This window comes from Sphingomonas sp. SORGH_AS_0789, assembly GCF_031453055.1.
GTDB lineage: Bacteria > Pseudomonadota > Alphaproteobacteria > Sphingomonadales > Sphingomonadaceae > Sphingomonas.
In genome coordinates this window covers 1,714,622-1,736,187 of record NZ_JAVIYV010000001.1, presented here as the reverse complement: position 1 = coordinate 1,736,187, position 21,566 = coordinate 1,714,622, and the positions used below count along the sequence as shown (strand labels likewise).

Sequence of the window (21,566 nt, the reverse complement as noted above, 5' to 3'; positions counted from 1 at the left end):
TCCCCGCATTTGCCACTTGCTCCGAAATCGTGTGTATCCGGGAGCCCAGCCCGGCCGGGATCGTTCGGGACATTCAGGATTTTTTGGACGATGACCGATCTGGCCCCTCTCGACGGACATGCATGGCCGCCGGCCTCGCCGCCGGGATCGATGTCGCGTGACGCGCATGTGCTGGCCGGGATCAACCGCATCCTCCAGGAAGCGCTGCGCGCCTCGACCGAGGAGGAACTGGGCCGCCTGTGCCTGGAGGTGGCCGAGGACCTGACCGGCGCGGCGTTCAGCTTCTTCGGCGAGCGTCGCACCTCGCACGACCGGCTGGACCATATCGCGATCAGCGAACGCGGCTGGCGCTCCTATACCGGCGACGATCCCGATTTCAGCCAGCGGCAATTGCCCAACGGCATGAAGATCCACGGCATTTTCGGACAGGTCATCCTTCAGGATCGCAGCCTGATCGTGAACGACCCGACCAGCCATCCGTCGCGGGTCGGCCTGCCCGACGGGCATCCGGCGCTGCACAATTTCCTGGGGGTGCCGCTGCGCCGCGACGGCGAGACCTTCGCGATGTTCGCGCTGGGCAACCACCCGACCGGCTTTACCGAGCGCGAGCGCGCCATCGCCGAGGAACTGGCCCCCGCCATCGTCCAGGCGCTGCTGCGCAAGCGGGCCGAGGTCGCCTCGCGCGCCAGCCAGCGGCGGCTGCTGACCCTGATCGGCGGGATTCCGCAGCTGGTCTGGACCGCGACGCGCGACGGGCAATGGACCTGGGCCAGCCCGCAATGGGTCGCGATGACCGGCCTGTCGGTCGAGGAGAGCCTGGGCCATGGCTGGCTGGTCGCGGTTCATCCCGACGACCGCGAGGCGGCGCGGCGCTTCTGGGCCGAGGCCAGCGATCGCGGCGACCTGGCGATGGAGGGACGGCTGCGTCAGGGACAGATCGGGCGCTATCGCTGGTTCAAGACGCGCGCGACCCCGGTCCATGACGATCATGGTGCGGTCGTCGAATGGTTCGGCACCTCGACCGATATCGACGACCTGCGCCGCCTGCGCGAACGGCAGGAGACGCTGGTCGCCGAATTGCAGCACCGGGTGCGCAACATCCTGACCATCGTCCGTTCGATCTTCACCCGCACGGTCGAGAGCGGCGGCCCGATCGACGAGATTTCGGACCATTTCCGCGGCCGCCTCGACTCGCTGGCGCGCACCCAGGTGGTGGCGACGCAGACGCGGTCGGGCCGGGTCGACCTGGAAAACCTGATCCGCGACGAGCTGCTGGGCGTCGGCGCGATCGAGGACGAGCGGCTCTCGATCGGGGGGCCGGACGTGGCGCTGGCCGCCGATACCGCCGAGTCGGTCGGGCTCGCGATCCACGAGTTGACGACCAACGCGCTGAAATACGGGGCGCTGCGCCATGCGGGCGGGCGGTTGTCGATTACATGGAAAATCGAACCCAAATCAGATTGTAAATGCGAACTGATTGTAAAATGGGATGAAACAGGTGTACCAGCAATGCCGGTCCCGCCTGTACGCCAGGGATTCGGGACCGAGCTGATCCGCGAGGCGCTGCCCTATGGGCTGGGCGCGCGGACCAGTCTGGAATTTCGCGGCGGCGGTGTCCTGTGTGTGATGTCGCTGCCTTTGCCGGGCGACGATGCCGGGCTATCGAACCGGAGCGCCGAGGGATGAGCCATTCGCCACTCGCCGAGAAACGGATCCTCGTGGTCGAGGACGAATATTTCATCGCCCGCGACCTGGAGCGGGCGTTGCGTGCGGCGGATGCGATCGTGATCGGCCCGGTCGCGACCCTCGAACAGGGGCTGGCGCTCGCCGAGAACGAGGCGCTCGACGCCGCCGTGCTCGACGTCAACCTGGCCGGATCGCGCGCCTTCGCCATCGCCGACCGGCTGTCGGCGCGCGACGTGCCCTGGGCCTTTCTCACCGGCTATGACGAATGGGCGCTCCCCGCCCCCTATCGGTCCGCGTCGATCGTCGCCAAGCCGTTCCACGCCGATCGCGTCATCCGCGCGATCGGGGCGCTGATACCCGACAAAGGATGCGCATGACTTCGACCTCCCTTCGCGCCGAAGCGATGATCCCGCCCCCCGAAGACACGCTGTCGACGGCGGCGCTCCGCCGATTGTCGGCGCTCACCCCGCTGGATGAGGCCGATCTGGCGCTGCTCCGCCGCGCCGCCGCCGATCCGACCAGCTATCCGGTCCGCCACACCTTCCTGACGATCGGACGCCCGGTCGCCGAGCCGATGCTGCTGCTCCAGGGCTGGGCGGCGCGGGTTCGCATCCTTCCCGACGGGCGGCGGCAGTTCATGAGCTTCTATCTGCCCGGCGACGTGATCGGGCGCGCGCATCATCCGATGCCCCTCGCCTCGGCCACCGTCGTCGCGATCACCGAATGCGTGGTCTGCCCCGCCCCCGCCGCGCCGCCCGGATCGGGACTGGCCCAGGCCTATGCCATCGGCGAGGCGCTGGAGGAGGCCTATCTGCTCGGCCATGTCGTCCAGCTCGGCCGCCTGAACGCGCAGGAGCGGATCGGCGACTTCCTCCTCGAAATCTACGAACGGCTGTCGCTGGCGGGGCTGACCGTGGGCGGCAGTTTCGAGATGCCGCTGACCCAGGAGATGCTGGCCGATGCGCTCGGCCTGACCCCGGTCCATGTCAACCGCATGATCCAGCAGGCGCGGCGCGACGGCGAGCTGATGTGGAAATCGGGCCGCATCCTGCTGCGCGACCCCGACCGCACCGCGCGCACCATCGGCCGGATCTCGCCCCAGGTCAGCGGAGCCCCCCACCCCGCCCAGAAGCTGGCGCCATAGGGCGGATCGCCGCCGCGCCGGACTGCGGTGGAATGACCGGGAAGTGATCGCTTGGTGATCCACTCACCGCGTTTCACCGGAATGTCATCAACCTTTCGTCAAGCTGACATGCACGCCTCCTAACGCCGCCGCCGAACCGGCAGCAAGGCCGATGGGGGAATCATATCATGCTTACGTTGCGCAGCCTGCTGAAGGCTTCGGCCTCGCTCATCTTCGCGACCGGCCCGCTGACCGCCGCCGCACAGGAAACCGCCGCGACCACCGCCGCCGCGCCGCAGGCCGCGCAGGACAGCGATGCCGCCGGTCAGAATGACGAGATCGTCGTCAACGGCACCTATGCGCGCAGCCTGGCGGCGGGGATCGAGACCAAGCGCCGCGCCGCCTACGGCGTCGACTCGATCAGCTCGACCGATATCGGCAAGTTCCCGACCCAGAATGTCGCAGAGGCGCTTCAGCTGGTCCCCGGCGTCGCCATCACCCGCCCGCGCGGCGAGGGCCTGTATGTCAGCGTCCGTGGCCTGGGGCCGCAGTTCCAGAACACGCTGATGAACGGCCGCACCGTCGCGCTGAACGACCTGATCGAGAATGGCGGCGCGGCCGGGCGCCAGTTCCGTTTCGAGATGCTGCCCGCCGAGTTCACCTCCAGCATCGACGTGGTCAAGACCCCGACCGCCGACATGAGCGAGGGTGCACTGGGCGGCAATATCGACGTCAAGACCTTCCGCCCGCTGGAGGTCGGCAACAAGACGACGATCAACATGCGCGGCACCTATACCAGCCAGACCAAGGAGGTCCGCCCCAACGTCACCGTGCTGACCAGCGCGAAGAACAGCGACGGCACCTTCGGCATCCTGGCGGGCGCGCAATATTGGGCCAAGACGGTCCGCAACGACCGCTTCATGAATTTCGGCTGGCTGCTCAACCGCTATACCGATGCGGCGCGCGGCGGCGCCCCGGCGGGGCTCTATTCGCCGACCCGCACCCGCCCGACCGTCGAGACCGAGGATCGCAAGCGCATCTCAGGGCTAGTCTCGGCCCAGTGGCAGCCGACGCCCGAGCTTCAGACGACGCTCGACGTCGTCGCGACGCGGCTCGACGTCGCCTATGACGAGTTCGGCCTCGACATCTATCCCGACGACGCCAACGTCACGATCGGCGGCGTCAAGCAGCCCTCGACCGTGCTCCAGCCCGGCTATACCGTCGTCGGCGACACGATCACCAAGGCGACCATCGCCAATGCCCGCTTCATGGCGTCGCGCGAATACAGCCTGAACCGCCACGACCTGATCACCATCGGGCTGAAGCAGACGTGGAACCCCGATCGCTGGCACGTCACCGCCAACGTCAACTGGTCGGCCGCGCACAGCTATCACCCCGACTACAAGACCGGCACGGTGCGCAGCCGCGCCTATTTCATCGCGCCGCTGAGCTATGACGCCAGCGGCGGCTATCAGAACATGCCGACCTTCACCACGCCGGTCGACGTCACCAACCCGGCCAATTACAAGCTCTACCAGTTCAACATCGCGCCAAAGGACAGCAAGGACTGGGACTTCTATTCGCGCCTGGACATCGGGCATGATTTCGACGGCTTCCTGTCCAAGCTGCAGGCGGGCGGCGAATATCACTGGCGCAAGCGCGACTATTTCCGCCGCGATTACCTGATCGACACCGCGACCAACCAGCCGCTGACCAGCCTGGGCGCGGGCGCCTATCAGCAGGTGCCGTACGGCGATTTCCTGTCGGGCGTGTCGGGCAATGCCTTCCGCAACTGGCTGGTGCCGGTGACCGACGCCTATGTCGGCAATTTCTTCACCCCCGCCATCCAGGGCCAGCCGCTGACCAATGGCGACCTGCGCTCGTCCTTCGTCGTCTCGGAAAAGATCGCCGCCGCCTATGTCCGCGCCGATTACCAGTTCGATGCGGGCGCGGTGCCCGTCACCGGCAATCTGGGCGTTCGCTATGTCCACACCGATCAGGTGGCGAGCGGCACGCTGACCAGCGGCAACACCGCCACGCCGGTCAGCTATCCCAAGACGTTCAACAACGTCCTGCCCAGCTTCAACCTGCGCGCCGACCTGACGCCCAAGCTGGTCGGTCGCCTGGCCGCCAGCCGGGTGCTGACCCGCCCCAACGTCACCGACACCGCGCCGCGCATCACCGTGTCGACCGACGCCGCCACCGCCAGCGGCGGCAACCCGCAGCTGGTGCCCTTCCTCGCGACCCAGTTCGACGGCTCGCTGGAATGGTATTTCGCGCCGTCGGGGATGCTGTCGGGCGCGGTCTTCTACAAGGCAATGGACGATTACATCACCCAGTCGAATACCGAGATCAACATTCCGGGTCGCGGCACCGTCCGCCTGTCCAGCTCGGTCAATGGCGGCAATGCCAAGGTGTACGGCGCGGAAGCCGCGTACAGCCAGGTCTTCACCTTCCTGCCCCAGCCCTTCGATGGCTTTGGCGTGCAGGGCTCCTACACCCATACGGAAGTGAAGGCCGACTACACCGCCGGTTCGCGCACCATCAAGGACCAGCTGATCGGCCTGTCGAAGAACAGCTTCAACCTGGTCGGTTTCTACGACAAGGGGCCGCTGTCGGCGCGACTCTCCTATGTCTGGCGCGACAAGTACCTGTCGAGCACGGGCAGCACGGTGCAGGCGCCGACCTATGTCGCGGCCTTTGGTTCGCTCGACGGCCAGCTCTCGGTGCGCGCCGCCGACAATCTGACGCTCAGCCTGGAGGGCATCAATATCGCGGGCGCGCATCAGGACACCTATAACGACAACAGCCTGCGCTTCGGCGAGATCAACTATTATGGCCGGACGATCCTGTTCGGCATTCGGGCGGAATTCTGATGAAACGCGTCCTCACCCTGGCGGCGGTCCTCGCGACCGCCGCCGCCCCGGCGCCGCAGCGGCCGCTTCGGATGAACGACATCCAGGTCGTCGGATCGCACAACAGCTACAAGCAGCGGATCGCGCCCGCCGTCTTCGCCGAACTCGAACGCCGCGACCCCAAGCTCGCCGCCGCGCTCGACTATGACCATCTGACGCTGGCGCAGCAGCTCGACCGGGGGGTGCGCCAGCTGGAGATCGACATCTTCGCCGACCCCGAAGGGGGCCGCTTCGCGCATCCGATGGGCGAGAAACTAGTGCGTGCGGCGGGCGAGCGGACCGGCTTCGATATGCCTACGATGATGAAGCCGGGCTTCAAGGTCTTCCATATTCCGGAAGTCGATTACCGTTCCTGCGGCACGTTCAAGCAGTGCATCGGCCAGATCGACGCCTGGTCGCGCGCGCATCCGCGCCACCTGCCGATCATGGTGACGATCAACGCCGCCGACCGGCCGATCAACAAGCCCGGCGTCACCGATCCCCTCCCGCTGACCGCGCCGCTGCTCGATGCGCTGGACGGCGAGATTCACGACGTGCTCAAGCCGAACCGGATCATCACGCCGGACGATGTCCGCGGGAACGCGGCCACGCTGCGCGAGGCGGTGACCACCAAAGGCTGGCCGATGCTGGAGCAGGCACGCGGCAAGATCTATTTCGTGCTCGACACTCCCAGCGACGTGTCCGACCGCTATCGCGCCGGGCATCCCTCGCTGAAGGGGCGGGCGATCTTCGGCTGGTACGACACCGACCAGCCCGAGGCTTCGGTCGAGATCGTCGGCGATCCGCGCACCGATGGCGCGAAGATCAAAGATTGGGTGAAGCAGGGCTTCATCGTCCGCACCCGCACCGACGCCGACACGGTCGAGGCCCGGTCGAACGACCATGGTCGCCAGCAGGCCGCGATCGACAGCGGTGCGCAGGCGGTGTCGACCGACTATTATCCCGGCGCGCCGCGTCGCCCCTGGAGCCAGGGCTTCACCGTCACCCTGCCCGGCGGGGTGATGGAACGCTGTAACCCGGTGACCCAGCCGGTCGGCTGCAAGCTGCCGCAATAACATCTCATTCCTCCCCTTACAGGGGAGGAAAAGTGTCCGGCCGCTGACGCCCTTTTCATCTCGGGGCAAGGCGGGGTTAAGCCATCATCCGCCACTTTACCCTCCGATGAAGCCCGCGCCGCGTCGGCGTGTGGCGGGAACGGAAGAAGCGGTGCATGACGCGAACCGCGAGCCTGTTGATGATAGCCCCGGTCCTGATGACCGCGATCCCGGCCCATGCCGCCGATCCGGCGCGCGACGCGGCTTGGGCCGAGCGGCTCGGCTGGGGACCGTCCGCCGCGCCCGCCACCGGCCCCGCCCCCGGCAGCGACGCCTGGCTGCGCGGACAGCTGGATGCGACGCCCGCCCCCCTCCCCCCGGCGGTGCAGGCGCAGATCGATGCGATGCGCATCTCGAAGGAACCTGTCGCCGCGCTGGTCGTCGAGACCGACGCGCTGCAACGCGACGCCAATCTGCTGACCGATCCCGACCGCAAAAAGGCCGCGCGCGAGGTCTATCAAAAGGCGATGAATGCGCTCGCCGACGAGGCGCGGCAGCGTTTCGTGCTGCGCGCCCTCTATGCGCCCGATCCGTTGCGAGAGCGGATGACCTGGTTCTGGTTCAACCATTTCAACGTCCAGGCGGGCAAGCGCGACATTCGGGCGATGGTCGGCGATTATGAGGACACGATTCGCACCCATGCACTGGGCCGGTTCCGCGACCTGCTGGAGGCGACGCTGCGCCATCCGGCGATGTTGCGCTATCTGGACAATGACCAGAATGCGCGTGGCAAGATCAACGAGAATTATGCGCGCGAGATCATGGAGTTGCACTCCATGGGCGTCGGCTCGGGCTATACCCAGGCCGATGTGCAGGAACTGGCGCGCATCCTGACCGGGGTCGGCGTCGACCAGAAACCCGATGCCCCCAGGCTGAAGCCCGAGCTCCAGCCGCTCTATCTCCGGGCCGGGCTGTTCGAGTTCAACCCGGCCCGCCACGATTTCGGGACCAAGCATTTCCTGGGCCATGAGATCAAAGGATCGGGCTTTGCCGAGGTGGAGCAGGCGCTCGACCTGATCGCCGACAGCCCGGCGACCGCGCATCACATCGCGCAGAAGATGGCGGCCTATTTCACCGGCGACACGCCTCCGCCCGCTTTGGTCGAACGGATGGCGGCGACCTTTCGCCGGACGCATGGCGACATTGCCGCCGTCCTGAAGACGATGATCCGGTCGCGCGAATTCGCGGCATCGGCGGGCCGGGGGTTCAAGGATCCGGTCGACTATACGCTGTCGGCCGTCCGGCTGGCCTATGGCGACCGGGTGATCGCCAATCCGCAGCCGGTCGTCGGCTGGATCCGACAGATGGGCGAAGGGCTGTACGATCATGAGACCCCGGACGGCTATGACCTGACCAGCGCGGGCTGGTCGGCGCCGGGGCAGATGGCGACGCGGTTCGATATCGCGCGCCAGATCGGCGGCGGCGCGGCGCGGCTGTTCCAGTCGCCCGACGCCGCACCCGGCACCCCGCCGCCACCGGCCCCGCCGCCCATACTGAAGGATTCGCCCGTCCTGACCGCGCGGATGGCGACGCTGGGCAAGCCGACCCTGGCCGCGCTGGCGCAGGCACGCTCGCCCGCCGAATGGAACGCGCTCTATTTCTCCTCGCCCGAATTCATGCATCGATAGGAGGATGGCATGACGATCCCGCCCCTGCATCGTCGCGATCTGTTGAAGGGCGCCGCCGCCATGGCGCCGATGGTCGTCGCCGGCCGCGCCTTCGCCGCACCACAGGCGGGCAGCCGCTTGCTGGTCGTGTTCCTGCGCGGCGCCTATGACGCGGTGAACATCGTCAGCCCCAGCGGCAGCGACTTCTATCGCCAGTCGCGCCCGACGATCGCGCTGGCCCGGCCCGATCCGGCCGATCCCCATGCGCCGTTGCCGCTGGACGCCGACTGGGCGCTCCACCCGGCGCTGAAGGACACGATCCTGCCGCTATGGCAGACGCGGCAGATCGCCTTCGTGCCGTTCGCGGGCACCGACGATATGAGCCGCAGCCATTTCGAGACCCAGGACACGATCGAGCTGGGCCAGCCGGTCGGCGGGCATCGCGATTATGGCTCGGGCTTCATGGCGCGGCTGGCGGATATCCTCGGCACAAGCGAGCGGCCGATCGCCTTCACCGACCAGCTGCCGCTCTGCTTTCGCGGCGGCGAGGACCCGATCCCCAATCTCGCGCTCGCCAATGTCGGCAAGCCGATCGACCAGCGCCAGGCCGCGCTGATCCAGAGCATGTATGCCGGTCATCCCGAACTCGCCCGTTCGGTCAGCGAAGGCTTTGCGGTGCGCGACACGGTCTACCGGACGCTCGACCAGGAGATGAAGGCCGCCAGCCGCGGCGCGGTGTCGCCCAAGGGCTTTGCCCTGTCGGCGCAGCGGATCGGGACGCTGATGCGCGATCGGTTCAACCTGGCCTTTGTCGATGTCGGCGGCTGGGACACGCATGTGAACCAGGGCGGCGCGACCGGCTATCTGGCCGACCGGATCGGCGAACTGGGCCGCGGGCTGGCGGGATTCGTGCAGGCGATCGGGCCCGAGGCATGGCGCACGACGACGGTCGTCGTGGTGTCCGAATTCGGCCGCACCTTCCGCGAGAATGGCGATCGGGGCACCGATCATGGCCATGGCAGCATCTATTGGGTGCTGGGCGGCGGCGTGTCCGGCGGCCGGATGGCGGGCGATCAGGTGGCGCTGTCCGCCGCCACGCTCAACCAGAATCGCGACCTGCCGGTGCTGACCGATTACCGCGCGTTGATCGGCGGGCTGGTCGGCCGCCAGTTCGGCCTGTCGGGCGAACGTCTGGCGACCCTGTTCCCCGGCAGCCGCGCGAGCGATCTGAAGCTGGTCTAGCGCCGATCGCCATTCAGAATTGCCTTTCCTTCCCTCGCCCCTCGTAGAGGGGAGAGGGTTGCGCAGACTTGGCCTTTGCCAAAGCAAAGGTTTAGTCGGAGCTGGGTGAGGGGTGGGCGCTCGCTTTGCGAGCACGCGAGCCTTTGGGCTCGCTCAACCCCTCACCCAAGCTGCGCTAGCCAGCAGGCTGGCAAGCTTCGCTAACCCTCTCCCCTGTCCAGGGGAGAGGGAAAGACGCAATGCTGAATGTCGATGAGCTCTACGTCAGGCCGACAGCCGCAACGGCACCGCCTGATCGCGGGCGCGGATGTCGTCCAGCACATCGTCGAGCGTCAGTTCGGCCAGCTTGTCCTCCAGCGCCTCGCGCACCGGGGTCAGCATCGATTCCAGGCTGGCGGTGATATGCCGGTCGATCAGCCCGTCACCCTCGGGCGGCTGGCGGTGAAAGGCGAAGAAATTGCGATCCTCCACCGCCTGATAGACATCGACCAGCCGAATCTCCGCCGATCGCCGGGCCAGCATCGCGCCGCCGCGATTGCCCAGTTGCGACCGGGTCAGCCCGGCGCTCGCCAGTCGGAGCAGCAGCGCGCGGACCACCGCCGCGTTGGAATTGACGCTGAGCGCGATGTCTTCCGAGCGCAGGGGCGTATCGCCATGGTCGGCCATGAGCGCAAGCATATGCAGCGAAACGACAAAACGCGTGCTGGTCGGCAAGAAACGTTGCTCCTTATTCCTTCGTCCCATGATCCGTCCGCGCGGGCACAGGGCTCACCCTCTTATGGCCGGATCGGGCCGAACACGCAATTCATAACTCATGTTATTTTTGCATATTCCCGCTGCGTAAACGCGCAAGTCCGCATCCGTATCCGGCCCCACCATCGGGAAAATATAATGGCGCCAAGGATATGCGAGGCGCGACGGAACGTCGCCCGCCTCAGCGGGCGGGTGCAGACACGGGCAGGCGGATCTCGAACAGCTCGGGCCAGTTCTTGCCGGTGACGAAGATGCGGTGCTTCACCCGGTCGAAGGCGATGCCGTTGGCAACCGAGTCGGGATCGGTCAGCCCGACCCGCGCGATCAGGTCGCCCAGATCGATCACCCCGACCACCTGCCCCGAGGCGGGATCGATCCGCACGATATAGCGGGTCATCCAGACATTGGCCCAGATCTGCCCGTCGATAAATTCCAGCTCGTTCAGGTTCTTGAGCGGCCGTCCGTTCACCGTCACGTCCAGCGTGCGCGCGACCTTCATCGTTGCGGGGTCGAGGAAGCGCAGGCGCGGCGTGCCGTCCGACAGGATGATCCGATGCCCGTCATCGGTCATCGCCCAGCCCTCGCCCTCATAGCGCCATTCGCCGACCCGCTTGAGCGCCGGACGGCTCCAGCGGAAACCCCGCCCGCCATGCCAGGTGACGCTGCGCAGTTCCTGGCCCCAGGCTACGATGCCCTCGCCGAACAGGCCGTCGGGGACGGTCGCCTGGCGCTGGGTCTTGCCGGTGGTCAGGTCGACCTGGCGGATCACGCTCTGCCCCTCGCGCCCCGTGCTTTCGTACATCGTGCCGTCGGCGATCAGCAGCCCTTCGGTAAAGGCGGTCGTGTCGTGCGGATAGGCGCGGACCAGCTCGGGCTTCTCCACCACCGGCGGGGCCGGTGCAGGGGGAGCCGTCTGCTGCGCCGCCGCCGGAATCGCCAGGGCGAGCGCCAGGATCAGGGCGAGCCGCATTACAGCGTGCGCACCAGCCGCGCCACCCGCGCGATCCAGGCGGGGGCCGCCACCGTCACGCCGGCGGCGCCGGGTTCGAGCGGCAGCAGGCGGAGCGTGTCGTCCCCCACCGCCGCCAGCCGGGCAAAGACATAGCCGCCGACGGGGCGCGGCACGAGGATATCACGATTCATGGCATCGGCGAACCTATCGGGCGCCAGCGGTTCGCACCAGAGCTCATCGCCCGCCCGATAATCGCCGACCGCGCCGGTGACGGTGACGGCGATCATCCCCGGCGTCGCACAGGGCGGCGAGACGGCGCGCGCGCTGCGCGGTGCAACCGCCCCGCGCGGCCCCAGCAGGGCCGCGACCGGCAGCGTCTCGCGCACCGGCAGCGTGACCAGATCGGCGGTGGTGCAGCCCAGCGCGGCGGCAATGCGGTTGAGCCAGGGCAGCGACACGGTCCGCGTCCCCATCTCCAGCCGCCCGATCGTCTGCGGCGTGGTCGGCGGGCAACAGGCGCGCGCGACATCGTCCAGCGTCATGCCCTTGGCCCGCCGCACTTCCCGGATCGCGGTGATCATGTCCCTGTTCCCCTCCAATCCCTGCCGGCGGTCAGCCGGTCCGGCGCCCGCGCCGCTGGCGGAGCCCGTCCGGCTGGGCTAAGCGCCGAGCCATATTCTGTCGGAGTTATCGCCCATGCGGTTCGAGATCGTCAAATGCCATGGTTCGGGCAATGATTTCCCGATGATCGACGCACGCGCCCTGACGCTCGGCGAAGCGGAATGGGCCGCGGTCGCGCGCGCGCTGGCGAACCGCGCGGGGCCGGTTGGGGGCGATGGCTTGCTGCTGCTGGTCCCCGGCGACGACCGCGCCGCCTTTGGCATGGTGATGCGCAACAGCGACGGCAGCGAGGCCGAGACTTGCCTGAACGGCGTCCGCTGCGTCGCGCGCGCCGGGTTCGAGGCGCTGGGGATCGAGGCCGCGACGGTCCGGCTCAAGACCTCGCACGCCGATGCGGTCCATGACGCCGATCTGGCGCCGGGCGTCTATACGGTGCGCGAGACCGCCGGGCCCGCCGGGCTGTCGACCGCCGCCTGGCCGATCCATGGTGCGCCCGACCGGCTGGTCGAGGCGGCGCTGCCCATGCTCGATGCCGGGCGGCGCTTCACCGCGGTCACCATGCCCAATCCGCATCTCGTCCATTTCGTCGACGCGGTGGACGAGGCCGAGCTGGTCCGTCTGGGCGGCATTTGCGAGGCCGCACCCGACTGGCTGCCCAACCGCGCCAATGTCTCCTTCGTGGAGGTTCGCGGCGACGCGCTGTTCGTCCGGACCTTCGAGCGCGGGGTGGGCCTGACCGACAGTTGCGGCAGCGCGATGGCCGCATCCACCTATGCCGCCTGCCTGACCGGGCGGATCGGCTGGGACGTGCCGACCGTGGTGTTCAACCGGGGCGGGCTGGTCCGCGCCTTCGCGCAGGCGGACGGCATGGTCACGCTGTCGGGCAATGCGACTTATGAATGGGCGGGCTCGGTCACGGTCGACCTGGCGAGCGAAACCGCCAGCGACCTGGTGGTGGAACGGCATTTCCCCGACGAGCGCGCGGCGTGGGAGGCGGCCCGGCGGGGTTGAGGGGCGCGGGTGTCGGGCGTGGCCTTCGACTTCGCTCAGGCTGAACGGAGCGGGGGGATGTGTCCTTGGCGTGATGTTGGCCTGTCCATGCCCCCCCACAAGATTTGCCCGTGCGTCCCTTGCCCCAAACTCCGTTCAGCCTGAGCGAAGTCGAAGGCCACGGGAAAACACGCGCGGCAAGCATCGACCGTCCCGATGCCCCTCGCTCGCACGCAACGCAACGCAACGTCCCGCCGACGCGTTATCCCGCCATGCTCCCCGTCCGCCGCCAGATTGCCGACCAGATCCGCGACGTCGTCGGCAGTCGCGAACTCGACCTGACCCGGCCGCCGGGAGATGACGGGTTGTTCGGCCCCGGCTCGGCGACCTGGGCGGTGCATGGCGATTTCACCGCGATGATGGCGGGCGGCATCGCCTCGCTGCTGATCCAGATGCTCCATCCCGCCGCACTGGCCGGGGTCTGGGATCATAGCGATTTCCGCCGTGACATGGCCGGGCGGCTGCGGCGGACCGCCGGGTTCATCTCGGTCACCACTTATGGCGCGACCGAGGCGGCCGAGCAGATGATCGCGCGGGTGCGCCACGTGCATGACCGGGTGAAGGGCACGCTGCCCGACGGCACCCCCTATGCCGCCAACGATCCGCACCTGCTGACCTTCGTGCATGCCGCCGAGGTCGACAGCTTCCTGCGCGCGCACCGCACCTATCGCGACCCCGACTTCTCCGATGAACAGGCCGACCGCTATCTGGCCGAGATGGCGCAGATCGCGCGCCGCCTGGGGGCCGTGGACGTGCCCGAGGACCGGCACCAGCTTGCCCGGTTCCTCGCCTCGGTGCGCGGCGAGTTTCGGGTCGATGCACGGACCCGCAGCGTCGCCCGCGTGCTGCTCAACCAGCCCGCCCCCAGCCCTGCGCTCGCGCCCGTCAGCAACTGGCTGACCCAGGCGGGAATCGCGCTGCTGCCCGACTGGGCGGCGCGGCTGCATGGCCTGGACGGCGCGGTCGCGATGCGTCCCGCCATCCGGGCGGGCACGCGGCGGCTGGGCGGCGCGATCCGCTGGGCGCTGGCGGGCTAGACTCAGCCCAGCCGCCGCAGCGCCGCCAGATAGGCGCGCATCCCCTCCAGCGCGCGGTCGGTCAGCACCATGAAGGCGCGGCGGCGATCGGCGGGATCGGGCTGGCGCGCGAACAGCCCCGCCTCGGTCATCTTGCCGATCCAGCGCAATGCGGTGGTCGGCGCGACGGCGGCGGCGATGCACAGGCTGGACACCGATACGCGGTGCCCCTCCAGATGCGCGGCATAGAGATCGAGCAGCATGTCCCAGGCGGGCTCCTCGAACAGCCCCGCTCCGAACAGCCCGTCGCGCAGCCGCCGCGCGCGGATCATCCGGCGGACGATCTCGGCATCGCCCGGCTGGGCGCGCGCGGTGGCGGCGTGGAAACTCTGATGCCGGTCGCCGACCCCGCCGCGCCCCTCCTCCTCGCCCTGCACCGACAGCCGCGCCAGCACCTCGGCGATCCGGGCGACCTCGGCGTTCAGCTGGCGCAGCCGTTCGGATTCGCCCTCATGGACATGGCCGTGCAGCATCGACGCGCCGCCATTGGTCGCCCCCGCCACCGCCAGCGCGGCGACCAGCTCCAGCTCGCTCGCGTCGCACAGCATCACGACGCGCGGGCCGAGCAGCATGGCCGCGACCAGATCGATATCGGCGGTCGGCAGGCTGACCAGCACCGGCAGGTCGAGCGCGGTCGCCACCGCGTCGATCCGCGCCAGCGCCACCTCCATCGCCAGCGCCTCCGCGCCGTGCGTGTCGATCATCAGCAGCGGCCGCCCCGCCTGCCGCCCGATCTCCTCGGCGACCGCGGGCCAGTCGATCGCACGCATCACCCGCCCGCCGGCCTGGCGCACCGCCTGCCCCGCCGCGCCGCTCAGCGCGGGCGCGCTGATGACGACGACCGGAAATCCGTCCCCATAAGGGTCTAGCTGTTCCACACCTGCTCCCCGCCGCCCGCCATGGCGGGCTTTCGATCACGGTCGCAGCATGACCGGCCCGGCGGAGCCGTCGCCCCGCCATCGCCATCGTCGCTGCGACCGGGATGACGTCCGGGAGTCGACGTCAGTCCGAATCGGACGCTCAGCCGAGCGCCTTGACGATCTCTTCGACCATCTTCTTCGCGTCCGCCAGCAGCATCATGGTGTTGTCGCGATAAAATAGCTCGTTATCGACACCGGCATAGCCGACGCCGCCCATCGACCGCTTGATGAACAGCACCGTCTTGGCCTTTTCCACGTCGAGCACCGGCATGCCGTAAATGGGCGAGGACGTGTCGGTCTTGGCCGCCGGGTTGGTCACGTCGTTCGCGCCGATGACGAAGGCCACGTCGGTCTGCGCGAATTCGGCATTGATGTCCTCCAGCTCGAACACCTCGTCATAGGGCACGTTCGCCTCGGCCAGCAGCACGTTCATATGGCCGGGCATCCGCCCCGCGACCGGGTGGATGGCATATTTGACGCGCACGCCCTCCTTCTTGAGCAGGTCGCCCATCTCGCGCAGGACATGCTGCGCCTGCGCCACCGCCATGCCATAACCGGGGACGATGACGACCTGTTCGGCCTGGCTCATCAGGAAGGCCGCGTCCTCCGCGCTGCCGCGCTTCCACGGCCGGTCGGTCGCCGCCGCAGCCGCACCCCCCGCATCGCTCGCGCCGAAGCCGCCCGCGATCACGCTGACGAAGCTGCGGTTCATCGCGCGGCACATGATATAGGACAGGATCGCGCCCGAACTGCCGACCAGCGCGCCGGTCACGATCATCGCCGTATTGTGCAGCGTGAAGCCCATCGCGGCGGCGGCCCAGCCCGAATAGCTGTTCAGCATCGACACCACGACCGGCATGTCCGCGCCGCCGATGGGCACGATCAGCAGGAAGCCGATGACGAAGGACAGGAGCGTGATCGTCCAGAAGATCCACGGCGCCTGGTCGCGCGTGAACATCGCCACGAGGAGGACGATCGCGCCCAGAAGCCCCGCATTCAGCGCATGACGACCCGGCAGCAGGATCGGCTTGCCGCCCATATTGCCGTTGAGCTTGAGGAAGGCGATCACCGAGCCGGAAAAGGTGATCGCGCCGATCGCGACGCCCAATGCCATCTCGACCCGGCTGACGACATGGATGCTGGCGAAGGGCTGTCCGATCATCGGGACGACCATGTCGGCGATGTCGAAGGCGACCGGGTTGAGGAAGGCGGCACAGGCGACCGCCACGGCGGCGAGGCCGACGAGCGAGTGGAAGGCCGCGACCAGCTGAGGCATCGCGGTCATCGCGATGCGGCGTGCCGTGACGATGCCGATCGCCGCGCCCAGGCCGATGGCGGCGAGGATTTCAAGGACCGCCAGCGTGTCGACACGAAACCGCTCACCCGAGAGCTGAGGATAGCCCTCGATCACGACCGAACCCATGTCGATCATGGGCACATGCGTCACCAGCGTCGTGACGACGGCAATCGCCATACCGATCATGCCGAAGCGATTGCCCCGCTGGCTGGTCGTCGGGCTCGACAGCCCGCGCAGCGCCAGGATGAAGCACACCCCCGCCACCAGATAGGCGAGCGAAACCCAGGGGTTCGCGGCAACGGCCTCGACCGCAGGGGCGAGCGGCGCGGGCGGCACGGGGGCGATCACGAGCGCTTCTCCTTCTTGCGGTACATGGCGAGCATCCGCTGCGTCACCGCGAAGCCGCCGAAGATGTTGATGCTGGCCAGCACCACGGCGCCCAGCCCCAGCCACTTGGCCACGCCCGAACCCGTCGCCCCAGAGGATGCGGCGGACGCGATCAGCGCCCCGACGATGATGACCGAGGAAATCGCGTTGGTCACCGCCATCAACGGCGTGTGCAGCGCGGGCGTCACCGACCAGACGACATAATAGCCGACGAAACACGCCAGCACGAAGATCGACAGGATCGATACGAAGTCCATCTTATTCCTCCCCGAGGTGGCGATTGGCGGCGGTGGCGAGGATATGGCCGGTCACGCCCTCGATGTTTTTCCGGATGTCGATCGCTGCGATACGAAGGGTAATCAGGCCGCGATGTGCGAACCAGCGATCCCTGACCTCGTCGCGTGCCGGTCGATCGCCACGACCATGCGCTTCGCCATCCACCTCAACGACCAGTCTTGCCTCGTGACAGTAGAAATCGGCGACATAGGGGCCTGACGGATGCTGACGCCGGAATTTGAAGCCACCGGGACGTCGGCGGAGCACCTGCCACAACGTGACTTCGGGTGCCGACATCGCCCGCCGCAACCCCCGCGCCCGACCGTCGATCCCTTCGTCGCCCTGTAACACCCTAATTCCTCCCCTTTGAGGGGAGGTGGCGCGCGCAGCGCGTCGGAGGGGTGTCCCCCTCTCGATAACGCGACACCCCTCCGTCAGGGCTTCGCCCTGCCACCTCCCCTTGCAGGGGAGGAATGGGGGTCACGACTGCAACCTCGGGTTCACCACCTGCCCGCCCCGGGTCAGCCGGATCGCGTCGCCGATCTCCGCGTCGAGCACCGGGCACCCGGCATCCTTGTCCCAGAAGGCGGCCAGGAAATTGTGCAGGTTGCGCGCGAACAGCGCGGAGGCGTCGGCGGCCAGGCGGCCGGGCATGTTGCGGTGGCCGATGATCGTGACGCCGTGGCGCGTCACCACCTCGCCCGCCACCGCGCCCTCGACATTGCCGCCCGCCTCGACCGCCAGGTCTACGATGACGCTGCCCGGCCGCATCGTCGCGACCTGCGCATCCGTCACCAGCCGCGGCGCGGGGCGGCCGGGGATCAGCGCGGTGGTGATGACGATGTCCTGCCTGGCGATATGCCCGGCGACCAGTTGGCCTTGCGCCGCGCGATATTCCTCGCTGGTCTCGCCCGCATAGCCGCCGGTGCCTTCGCCCTCGATCCCCGCCACGCCCTCGACGAAGATCGGCTTGGCGCCCAGCGACTGGATCTGTTCCCGGGTGGCCGAGCGGACATCGGTGGCCGACACCTGCGCGCCCAGCCGCCGCGCGGTCGCGATCGCCTGGAGCCCCGCGACGCCCACCCCCATCACGAAGACGCGCGCCGCCGGGATCGTCCCCGCCGCCGTCATCATCATCGGCAAAGCGCGGCCATAGGCGTTCGCCGCCTCCAGCACCGCCTTGTACCCGGCCAGATTGGACTGGGACGACAATATGTCCATCGACTGGGCGCGGGTGATGCGCGGCATCAGGTCCATCGCCAGCGCCTCCAGCCCGGCAGCGGCATAGCCCGCGACCGTCTCGTGCCGCCGGAACGGATCGAAGGCCGCGACCACCCAGGCACCCTGGCCCACCCCGCGCAGCCCCTCGACCTCGGGCGCCTGGACGGCCAGGACGATCCCCGCCCCCGCCAGCACCTCGCCGCGTTCGGCGACGGTCGCGCCCGCCTGTTCGTAATCACTATCGGCGATCCCAGCCGCCTGCCCCGCGCCGCGTTCGACCGCCAGCGTCGCGCCCAGCGCGGTCAGCTTGCGCACCGTCTCCGGCGTGGCGGCGACGCGGCTCTCGTCCCCGGCCGTCTCCCGCAGCACCGCGATATGCACGCCCATCACATCACGCGATCAGCCAGAGGACGATCGCCACCAGAATGGCGACGCCGATCGATCCCCATTTCAGCATTCCGATCATTCGATCATAGGTCGCGACATGCGCCTTCATGTCGCCGGTGCCGGTCTCGTTGGCCGCCATGATCCTCACCCTTGCTGTCGGCATGCGAAAGTGGGTCCTTCCGCATTCACCGGATCAGGAGCTTATTCACCGGCACAGGCGGATCAACCCCGAAATGGCCCATGGGTCGTAACGGCGCAAAATCGAACGCTTGGGTCGCAATATAAGACGTGCCTTTGCGTCGTGTTTCGGACATTGTCCCGAATTAACGCAGATTTTAACAAAGTTGCGCCATCCAGGGGGCAACGGGGACTACGGGACGGTTTATGACGCGCAACGGCCAACGTTTGCTGCTGCTGATCGACGACGAACCTGCGCAACGGCGACTGATTGCCGCTTTGGCGCAGCGCGGCGGCTGGCGCACGCTGTTCGCGACCGATGCCGATATGGCGGCCTCCGTCCTGGGTTCGGTACAGGGGCGCGAGTTGGACGCCGTGCTGATCGATCACTGGGCACCCGGCGCGGATGCCACCGCCCTGATCGCCGATTGCCATGCGCTTCGCCCCGAACTGCCCATCCTGATGCTGACCGCCAATGACTCGGTGGCACAGGCGGTGGCGGCGATGCGCGCGGGTGCGACCGACTTCCTGGTCAAGCCGCTGGCCCCCGAGCGCCTGCTCGGCGCGCTGGAGGCGGCGGTCGCCGCGCAGACCAGCGGCGAGCTTCGCCCGCTGACCGAGAAGATCCCCGCGCTGCTCGCCTTTGACGATATCGTCGGCGACGCGCCCGAATTCCGCGCCGCGCTGGCCGTCGCCGCCAAGGCCGCGCGCGCCCGCGTGTCGGTGCTGCTGGAGGGCGAAGGCGGCGTCGGCAAGGAATCGCTGGCCGAGGCGATCCATGCCGCCTCCCCCCGCGCCGATCGGCCGATGCTGCGCGTCAACTGCGCCGCCACCCCCGCCAACCAGCTCGACAGCATCATCTTCGGCCATGAGGAAGGCGCCTTTGCCGGCGCGTTCGAGCGGCGGATCGGCAAGATGGTCGAGGCGGACGGATCGACCCTGTTCCTCGACGAGATTTCGGGCATGCCGCTCGACACGCAGGCGCGGCTGCTCGACATGCTCCACACCGGGGCGATCGTGCCGCTGGGCGCCCGCCACGCGCGCGAGGTCGATGTCCGCGTCATCGCCGCCTCCGACGGACGCCTGCTGGAAGCGGTCGAGGCGGGGCGTTTCCGCGAGGACCTTTATTACAAGCTCAACACCGTCCATGTCGCGATCCCGCCGCTGCGCGACCGCGCGGACGACGTGCCCGCGCTAGCAAGGCATCTGCTCGACCGGATCGCGCAGCAGCCGGGGCTGCGCTGGCTGGGCATCACCGAGGACGCGCTCGACCTGCTGCGCCGCTATGACTGGCCGGGCAATGTCCGCCAGTTGCAGAACGCGCTCTTCCGCGCCGCCGTGCTGTGCGAGGGCGATGTGCTCAACGCCTCGGATTTCCCGCAGATCGCCTCGCTCGGCGACCGGCCCTCGGCGACGACCGGCGCGGCGAACGGGATGCACAATGGCGGGATCAACCTGTTCCGCCCCGACGGCAATCTGCGCCCGCTGGAGGATATCGAGGCCGATGTCATCCGCCTGGCGATCGGCCATTATCGCGGCCGCATGACCGAGGTCGCGCGGCGGCTGGGGATCGGGCGCTCGACACTCTATCGCAAGCTGGGCGAGCTGGGCATCGACAACGCCGCCTGACCCCTCCCGCGGCGCGGCCGGAGGAGGAGCGCAGGGATCTTACCAGAGCACGCCGTCGACCGGCTTCATCGGTTCGGGTGCGGGGTCGCCGATCGCCTGGAGCAGGTCGATCTCGATCGTCCGGCACATTGCGCTCAGCGGCAGGTCGTGGACCGTATCGGAAAAGGGATCAACCAGATCGTCGCCGATCTGCAACGCGGCCAGGAACATCAGCCCCGCGATCGACGAGCCGACCGGCGTGGCGAAGCCCAGCGTCTCGACCAGCCCGATCGGCAGCAGCACGCAGAACAGCCGGGTGAAGAAGGCCGGGATGAAGCGATACTGGTTGGGCAGCGGGGTGTTCTTCAGCCGCTCCATGCCGCCCTGCGAATTGGCGATGTCGACCAGCACTGATTCCATCTGGGTCTGCTGGATGGTGTCGATCCAGCCCTTGCGGCGGGCATCGTCGATCCGGCGGCCGGTGCCGTCGAGCAGCCCGTTGGCGGTGTTGGTCCGCGCCAGCGCGGGCTCCGCCTCGCCGCGCGACAGGAAGCGCAGCACCTCGGTATCGACAGGCTGCTTGCGCAACTGGCAGCGCAGGGCGTTCACATAGGCGATCTGGCGCAGCACGATCGATCGCTTCATGTCGTGCGCCTCGGGATCGGGCAGGAAGTTGCGCGCGCTGCGTGCGATGTTGCGCGAGGCGTTGATCATCAGGCCCCAGAGCTGCCGCCCCTCCCACCAGCGCTGATAGGCCGAGTTGGTGCGAAACCCCAGGAACAGCGCGAGCGCGGTGCCGAACAGGGTCAGCGGCAGCGACGGCGCCTTGAACGGCAGGACATAATAGGCGACCGTGACGATCACGTCCCAGATGAACAGCGCCAGCAGGGGACGCCATACCTCGGAAATGATGATGCGGGTGCGTGGTACGGCGTCAACGATCAAATCAGGTCTCCCTTGTCATCCACGATGCGCTGCAACGCGATAATGCGCCGAATGGATGCGCGTCCGAAATAAGCGAGCGCCGCGGCGGGGAAAGGGGCGCGGCCCGCCGGAAACCAAACGTCACGAACCGGCCACAGAGTCGCCGCCGTCCGGAAGGCCGTCGAAACGACGCCAAGCCGTTCTTGCGCCTTCGTTTATTCCCCGGTGCCAGGCGCAATGGAACGTCGTG

Annotated in this window: 20 protein-coding genes; 10 read left to right on the top strand and 10 right to left on the bottom strand. The window is 68.2% G+C overall.

The genetic code is table 11. The features are described from left to right. The first annotated feature begins 90 nt into the window (after positions 1-90). The 7 genes from QE360_RS08075 to QE360_RS08045 all read left to right on the top strand — a co-directional run bounded on the left by QE360_RS08075 (position 91) and on the right by QE360_RS08045 (position 9,667). Positions 91-1,686 carry a GAF domain-containing protein gene (locus QE360_RS08075; protein WP_309700645.1) on the top strand — a complete coding sequence of 532 codons (1,596 nt, stop codon included), beginning with the start codon at positions 91-93 and terminating at the stop codon, positions 1,684-1,686. Next, a complete protein-coding gene (locus tag QE360_RS08070; RefSeq protein WP_307101080.1) occupies positions 1,683-2,063 on the top strand; it encodes a response regulator in 381 nt (126 codons plus the stop codon). Before QE360_RS08075 ends, QE360_RS08070 begins: the two co-directional genes overlap by 4 nt. After that, a complete protein-coding gene (locus QE360_RS08065) occupies positions 2,060-2,830 on the top strand; it encodes a Crp/Fnr family transcriptional regulator (RefSeq protein WP_309700643.1) in 771 nt (256 codons plus the stop codon). The genes QE360_RS08070 and QE360_RS08065 overlap by 4 nt, the downstream gene beginning before the upstream one ends. A gap of 167 nt (positions 2,831-2,997) precedes the next feature. Beyond that, positions 2,998-5,685 (top strand): TonB-dependent receptor, encoded by a 2,688-nt coding sequence (locus QE360_RS08060; RefSeq protein ID WP_309700641.1) that lies wholly within the window; start codon positions 2,998-3,000, stop codon positions 5,683-5,685. Continuing rightward, positions 5,685-6,779: a phosphatidylinositol-specific phospholipase C1-like protein gene (locus QE360_RS08055; protein ID WP_309700638.1), complete on the top strand. Its 1,095-nt coding sequence runs from the start codon at positions 5,685-5,687 to the stop codon at positions 6,777-6,779. The genes QE360_RS08060 and QE360_RS08055 overlap by 1 nt, the downstream gene beginning before the upstream one ends. Before the next feature lie 155 nt (positions 6,780-6,934). Further along, on the top strand, positions 6,935-8,446 hold the full coding sequence (locus QE360_RS08050) for a DUF1800 domain-containing protein (protein ID WP_309700636.1): 1,512 nt from the start codon (positions 6,935-6,937) through the stop codon (positions 8,444-8,446). 9 nt (positions 8,447-8,455) lie between these two features. After that, complete coding sequence (locus QE360_RS08045) at positions 8,456-9,667, top strand: DUF1501 domain-containing protein (protein WP_309700634.1); 1,212 nt, start codon at positions 8,456-8,458, stop codon at positions 9,665-9,667. Positions 9,668-9,931: 264 nt separating this feature from the next. Here the strand turns inward: QE360_RS08045 and QE360_RS08040 are convergent, their stop codons facing one another. From QE360_RS08040 to QE360_RS08030, 3 genes are all read right to left on the bottom strand, one after another. After that, positions 9,932-10,381, bottom strand: a complete 450-nt coding sequence (locus tag QE360_RS08040) for an Rrf2 family transcriptional regulator (protein WP_307101092.1) — start codon at positions 10,379-10,381, stop codon at positions 9,932-9,934. Positions 10,382-10,601: 220 nt separating this feature from the next. Continuing rightward, complete coding sequence (locus QE360_RS08035; RefSeq protein ID WP_309700633.1) at positions 10,602-11,390, bottom strand: glutaminyl-peptide cyclotransferase; 789 nt, start codon at positions 11,388-11,390, stop codon at positions 10,602-10,604. Then, entirely contained in the window at positions 11,390-11,953 is a 564-nt protein-coding gene (locus QE360_RS08030; protein WP_309700631.1) for a helix-turn-helix transcriptional regulator, read from the bottom strand. Before QE360_RS08030 ends, QE360_RS08035 begins: the two co-directional genes overlap by 1 nt. 115 nt (positions 11,954-12,068) lie before the next feature. On the opposite strand from QE360_RS08030, the gene dapF reads away from it, so the two are divergent. After that, a complete protein-coding gene (gene dapF / locus QE360_RS08025) occupies positions 12,069-13,004 on the top strand; it encodes a diaminopimelate epimerase (RefSeq protein WP_309700629.1) in 936 nt (311 codons plus the stop codon). A gap of 251 nt (positions 13,005-13,255) precedes the next feature. Then, positions 13,256-14,080 carry an oxygenase MpaB family protein gene (locus QE360_RS08020; protein ID WP_309700627.1) on the top strand — a complete coding sequence of 275 codons (825 nt, stop codon included), beginning with the start codon at positions 13,256-13,258 and terminating at the stop codon, positions 14,078-14,080. Between the two features lie 2 nt (positions 14,081-14,082). Here QE360_RS08020 and QE360_RS08015 read toward each other — a convergent pair whose 3' ends face one another. The 6 genes from QE360_RS08015 to QE360_RS07990 form a co-directional block, all read right to left on the bottom strand. Next, positions 14,083-14,997: a winged helix DNA-binding protein gene (locus QE360_RS08015; RefSeq protein WP_309700625.1), complete on the bottom strand. Its 915-nt coding sequence runs from the start codon at positions 14,995-14,997 to the stop codon at positions 14,083-14,085. Positions 14,998-15,139: 142 nt separating this feature from the next. Continuing rightward, positions 15,140-16,684, bottom strand: coding sequence for an NAD(P)(+) transhydrogenase (Re/Si-specific) subunit beta (locus QE360_RS08010; protein WP_405052579.1), 1,545 nt, complete (start codon positions 16,682-16,684; stop codon positions 15,140-15,142). Then, the gene (locus QE360_RS08005; RefSeq protein WP_307101104.1) at positions 16,681-16,980 is read right to left on the bottom strand and encodes a proton-translocating transhydrogenase family protein; all 300 of its coding nucleotides are present in this window, start codon (positions 16,978-16,980) and stop codon (positions 16,681-16,683) included. Before QE360_RS08005 ends, QE360_RS08010 begins: the two co-directional genes overlap by 4 nt. 1 nt (position 16,981) lies before the next feature. Then, a complete protein-coding gene (locus QE360_RS08000; RefSeq protein ID WP_309700624.1) occupies positions 16,982-17,350 on the bottom strand; it encodes a DUF559 domain-containing protein in 369 nt (122 codons plus the stop codon). 129 nt (positions 17,351-17,479) lie between these two features. Continuing rightward, positions 17,480-18,601, bottom strand: coding sequence for an NAD(P) transhydrogenase subunit alpha (locus QE360_RS07995; protein WP_309704102.1), 1,122 nt, complete (start codon positions 18,599-18,601; stop codon positions 17,480-17,482). Between the two features lie 10 nt (positions 18,602-18,611). Next, positions 18,612-18,746, bottom strand: a complete 135-nt coding sequence (locus QE360_RS07990; RefSeq protein WP_307101107.1) for an aa3-type cytochrome c oxidase subunit IV — start codon at positions 18,744-18,746, stop codon at positions 18,612-18,614. 245 nt (positions 18,747-18,991) lie between these two features. On the opposite strand from QE360_RS07990, the gene QE360_RS07985 reads away from it, so the two are divergent. Next, positions 18,992-20,413, top strand: coding sequence for a sigma-54 dependent transcriptional regulator (locus tag QE360_RS07985; protein WP_309697777.1), 1,422 nt, complete (start codon positions 18,992-18,994; stop codon positions 20,411-20,413). A 39-nt stretch (positions 20,414-20,452) separates the two neighbouring features. Here QE360_RS07985 and QE360_RS07980 read toward each other — a convergent pair whose 3' ends face one another. Then, positions 20,453-21,337: a bestrophin family protein gene (locus tag QE360_RS07980; protein WP_307101110.1), complete on the bottom strand. Its 885-nt coding sequence runs from the start codon at positions 21,335-21,337 to the stop codon at positions 20,453-20,455. Positions 21,338-21,566: the final 229 nt, after the last annotated feature.

Bases quoted from the DNA above. Each gene is read 5' to 3' on its own strand.
- QE360_RS08030 (WP_309700631.1), bottom strand. From the start codon at position 11,953: ATGATCACCGCGATCCGGGAAGTGCGGCGGGCCAAGGGCATGACGCTG.
- QE360_RS08070 (WP_307101080.1), top strand. From the start codon at position 1,683: ATGAGCCATTCGCCACTCGCCGAGAAACGGATCCTCGTGGTCGAGGAC.
- QE360_RS08035 (WP_309700633.1), bottom strand. From the start codon at position 11,390: ATGCGGCTCGCCCTGATCCTGGCGCTCGCCCTGGCGATTCCGGCGGCG.
- QE360_RS08065 (WP_309700643.1), top strand. From the start codon at position 2,060: ATGACTTCGACCTCCCTTCGCGCCGAAGCGATGATCCCGCCCCCCGAA.
- QE360_RS07990 (WP_307101107.1), bottom strand. From the start codon at position 18,746: ATGGCGGCCAACGAGACCGGCACCGGCGACATGAAGGCGCATGTCGCG.
- QE360_RS08005 (WP_307101104.1), bottom strand. From the start codon at position 16,980: ATGGACTTCGTATCGATCCTGTCGATCTTCGTGCTGGCGTGTTTCGTC.
- QE360_RS08045 (WP_309700634.1), top strand. From the start codon at position 8,456: ATGACGATCCCGCCCCTGCATCGTCGCGATCTGTTGAAGGGCGCCGCC.
- QE360_RS08050 (WP_309700636.1), top strand. From the start codon at position 6,935: ATGACGCGAACCGCGAGCCTGTTGATGATAGCCCCGGTCCTGATGACC.
- QE360_RS07985 (WP_309697777.1), top strand. From the start codon at position 18,992: ATGACGCGCAACGGCCAACGTTTGCTGCTGCTGATCGACGACGAACCT.
- QE360_RS08075 (WP_309700645.1), top strand. From the start codon at position 91: ATGACCGATCTGGCCCCTCTCGACGGACATGCATGGCCGCCGGCCTCG.
- QE360_RS08060 (WP_309700641.1), top strand. From the start codon at position 2,998: ATGCTTACGTTGCGCAGCCTGCTGAAGGCTTCGGCCTCGCTCATCTTC.
- dapF (WP_309700629.1), top strand. From the start codon at position 12,069: ATGCGGTTCGAGATCGTCAAATGCCATGGTTCGGGCAATGATTTCCCG.
- QE360_RS08020 (WP_309700627.1), top strand. From the start codon at position 13,256: ATGCTCCCCGTCCGCCGCCAGATTGCCGACCAGATCCGCGACGTCGTC.
- QE360_RS08055 (WP_309700638.1), top strand. From the start codon at position 5,685: ATGAAACGCGTCCTCACCCTGGCGGCGGTCCTCGCGACCGCCGCCGCC.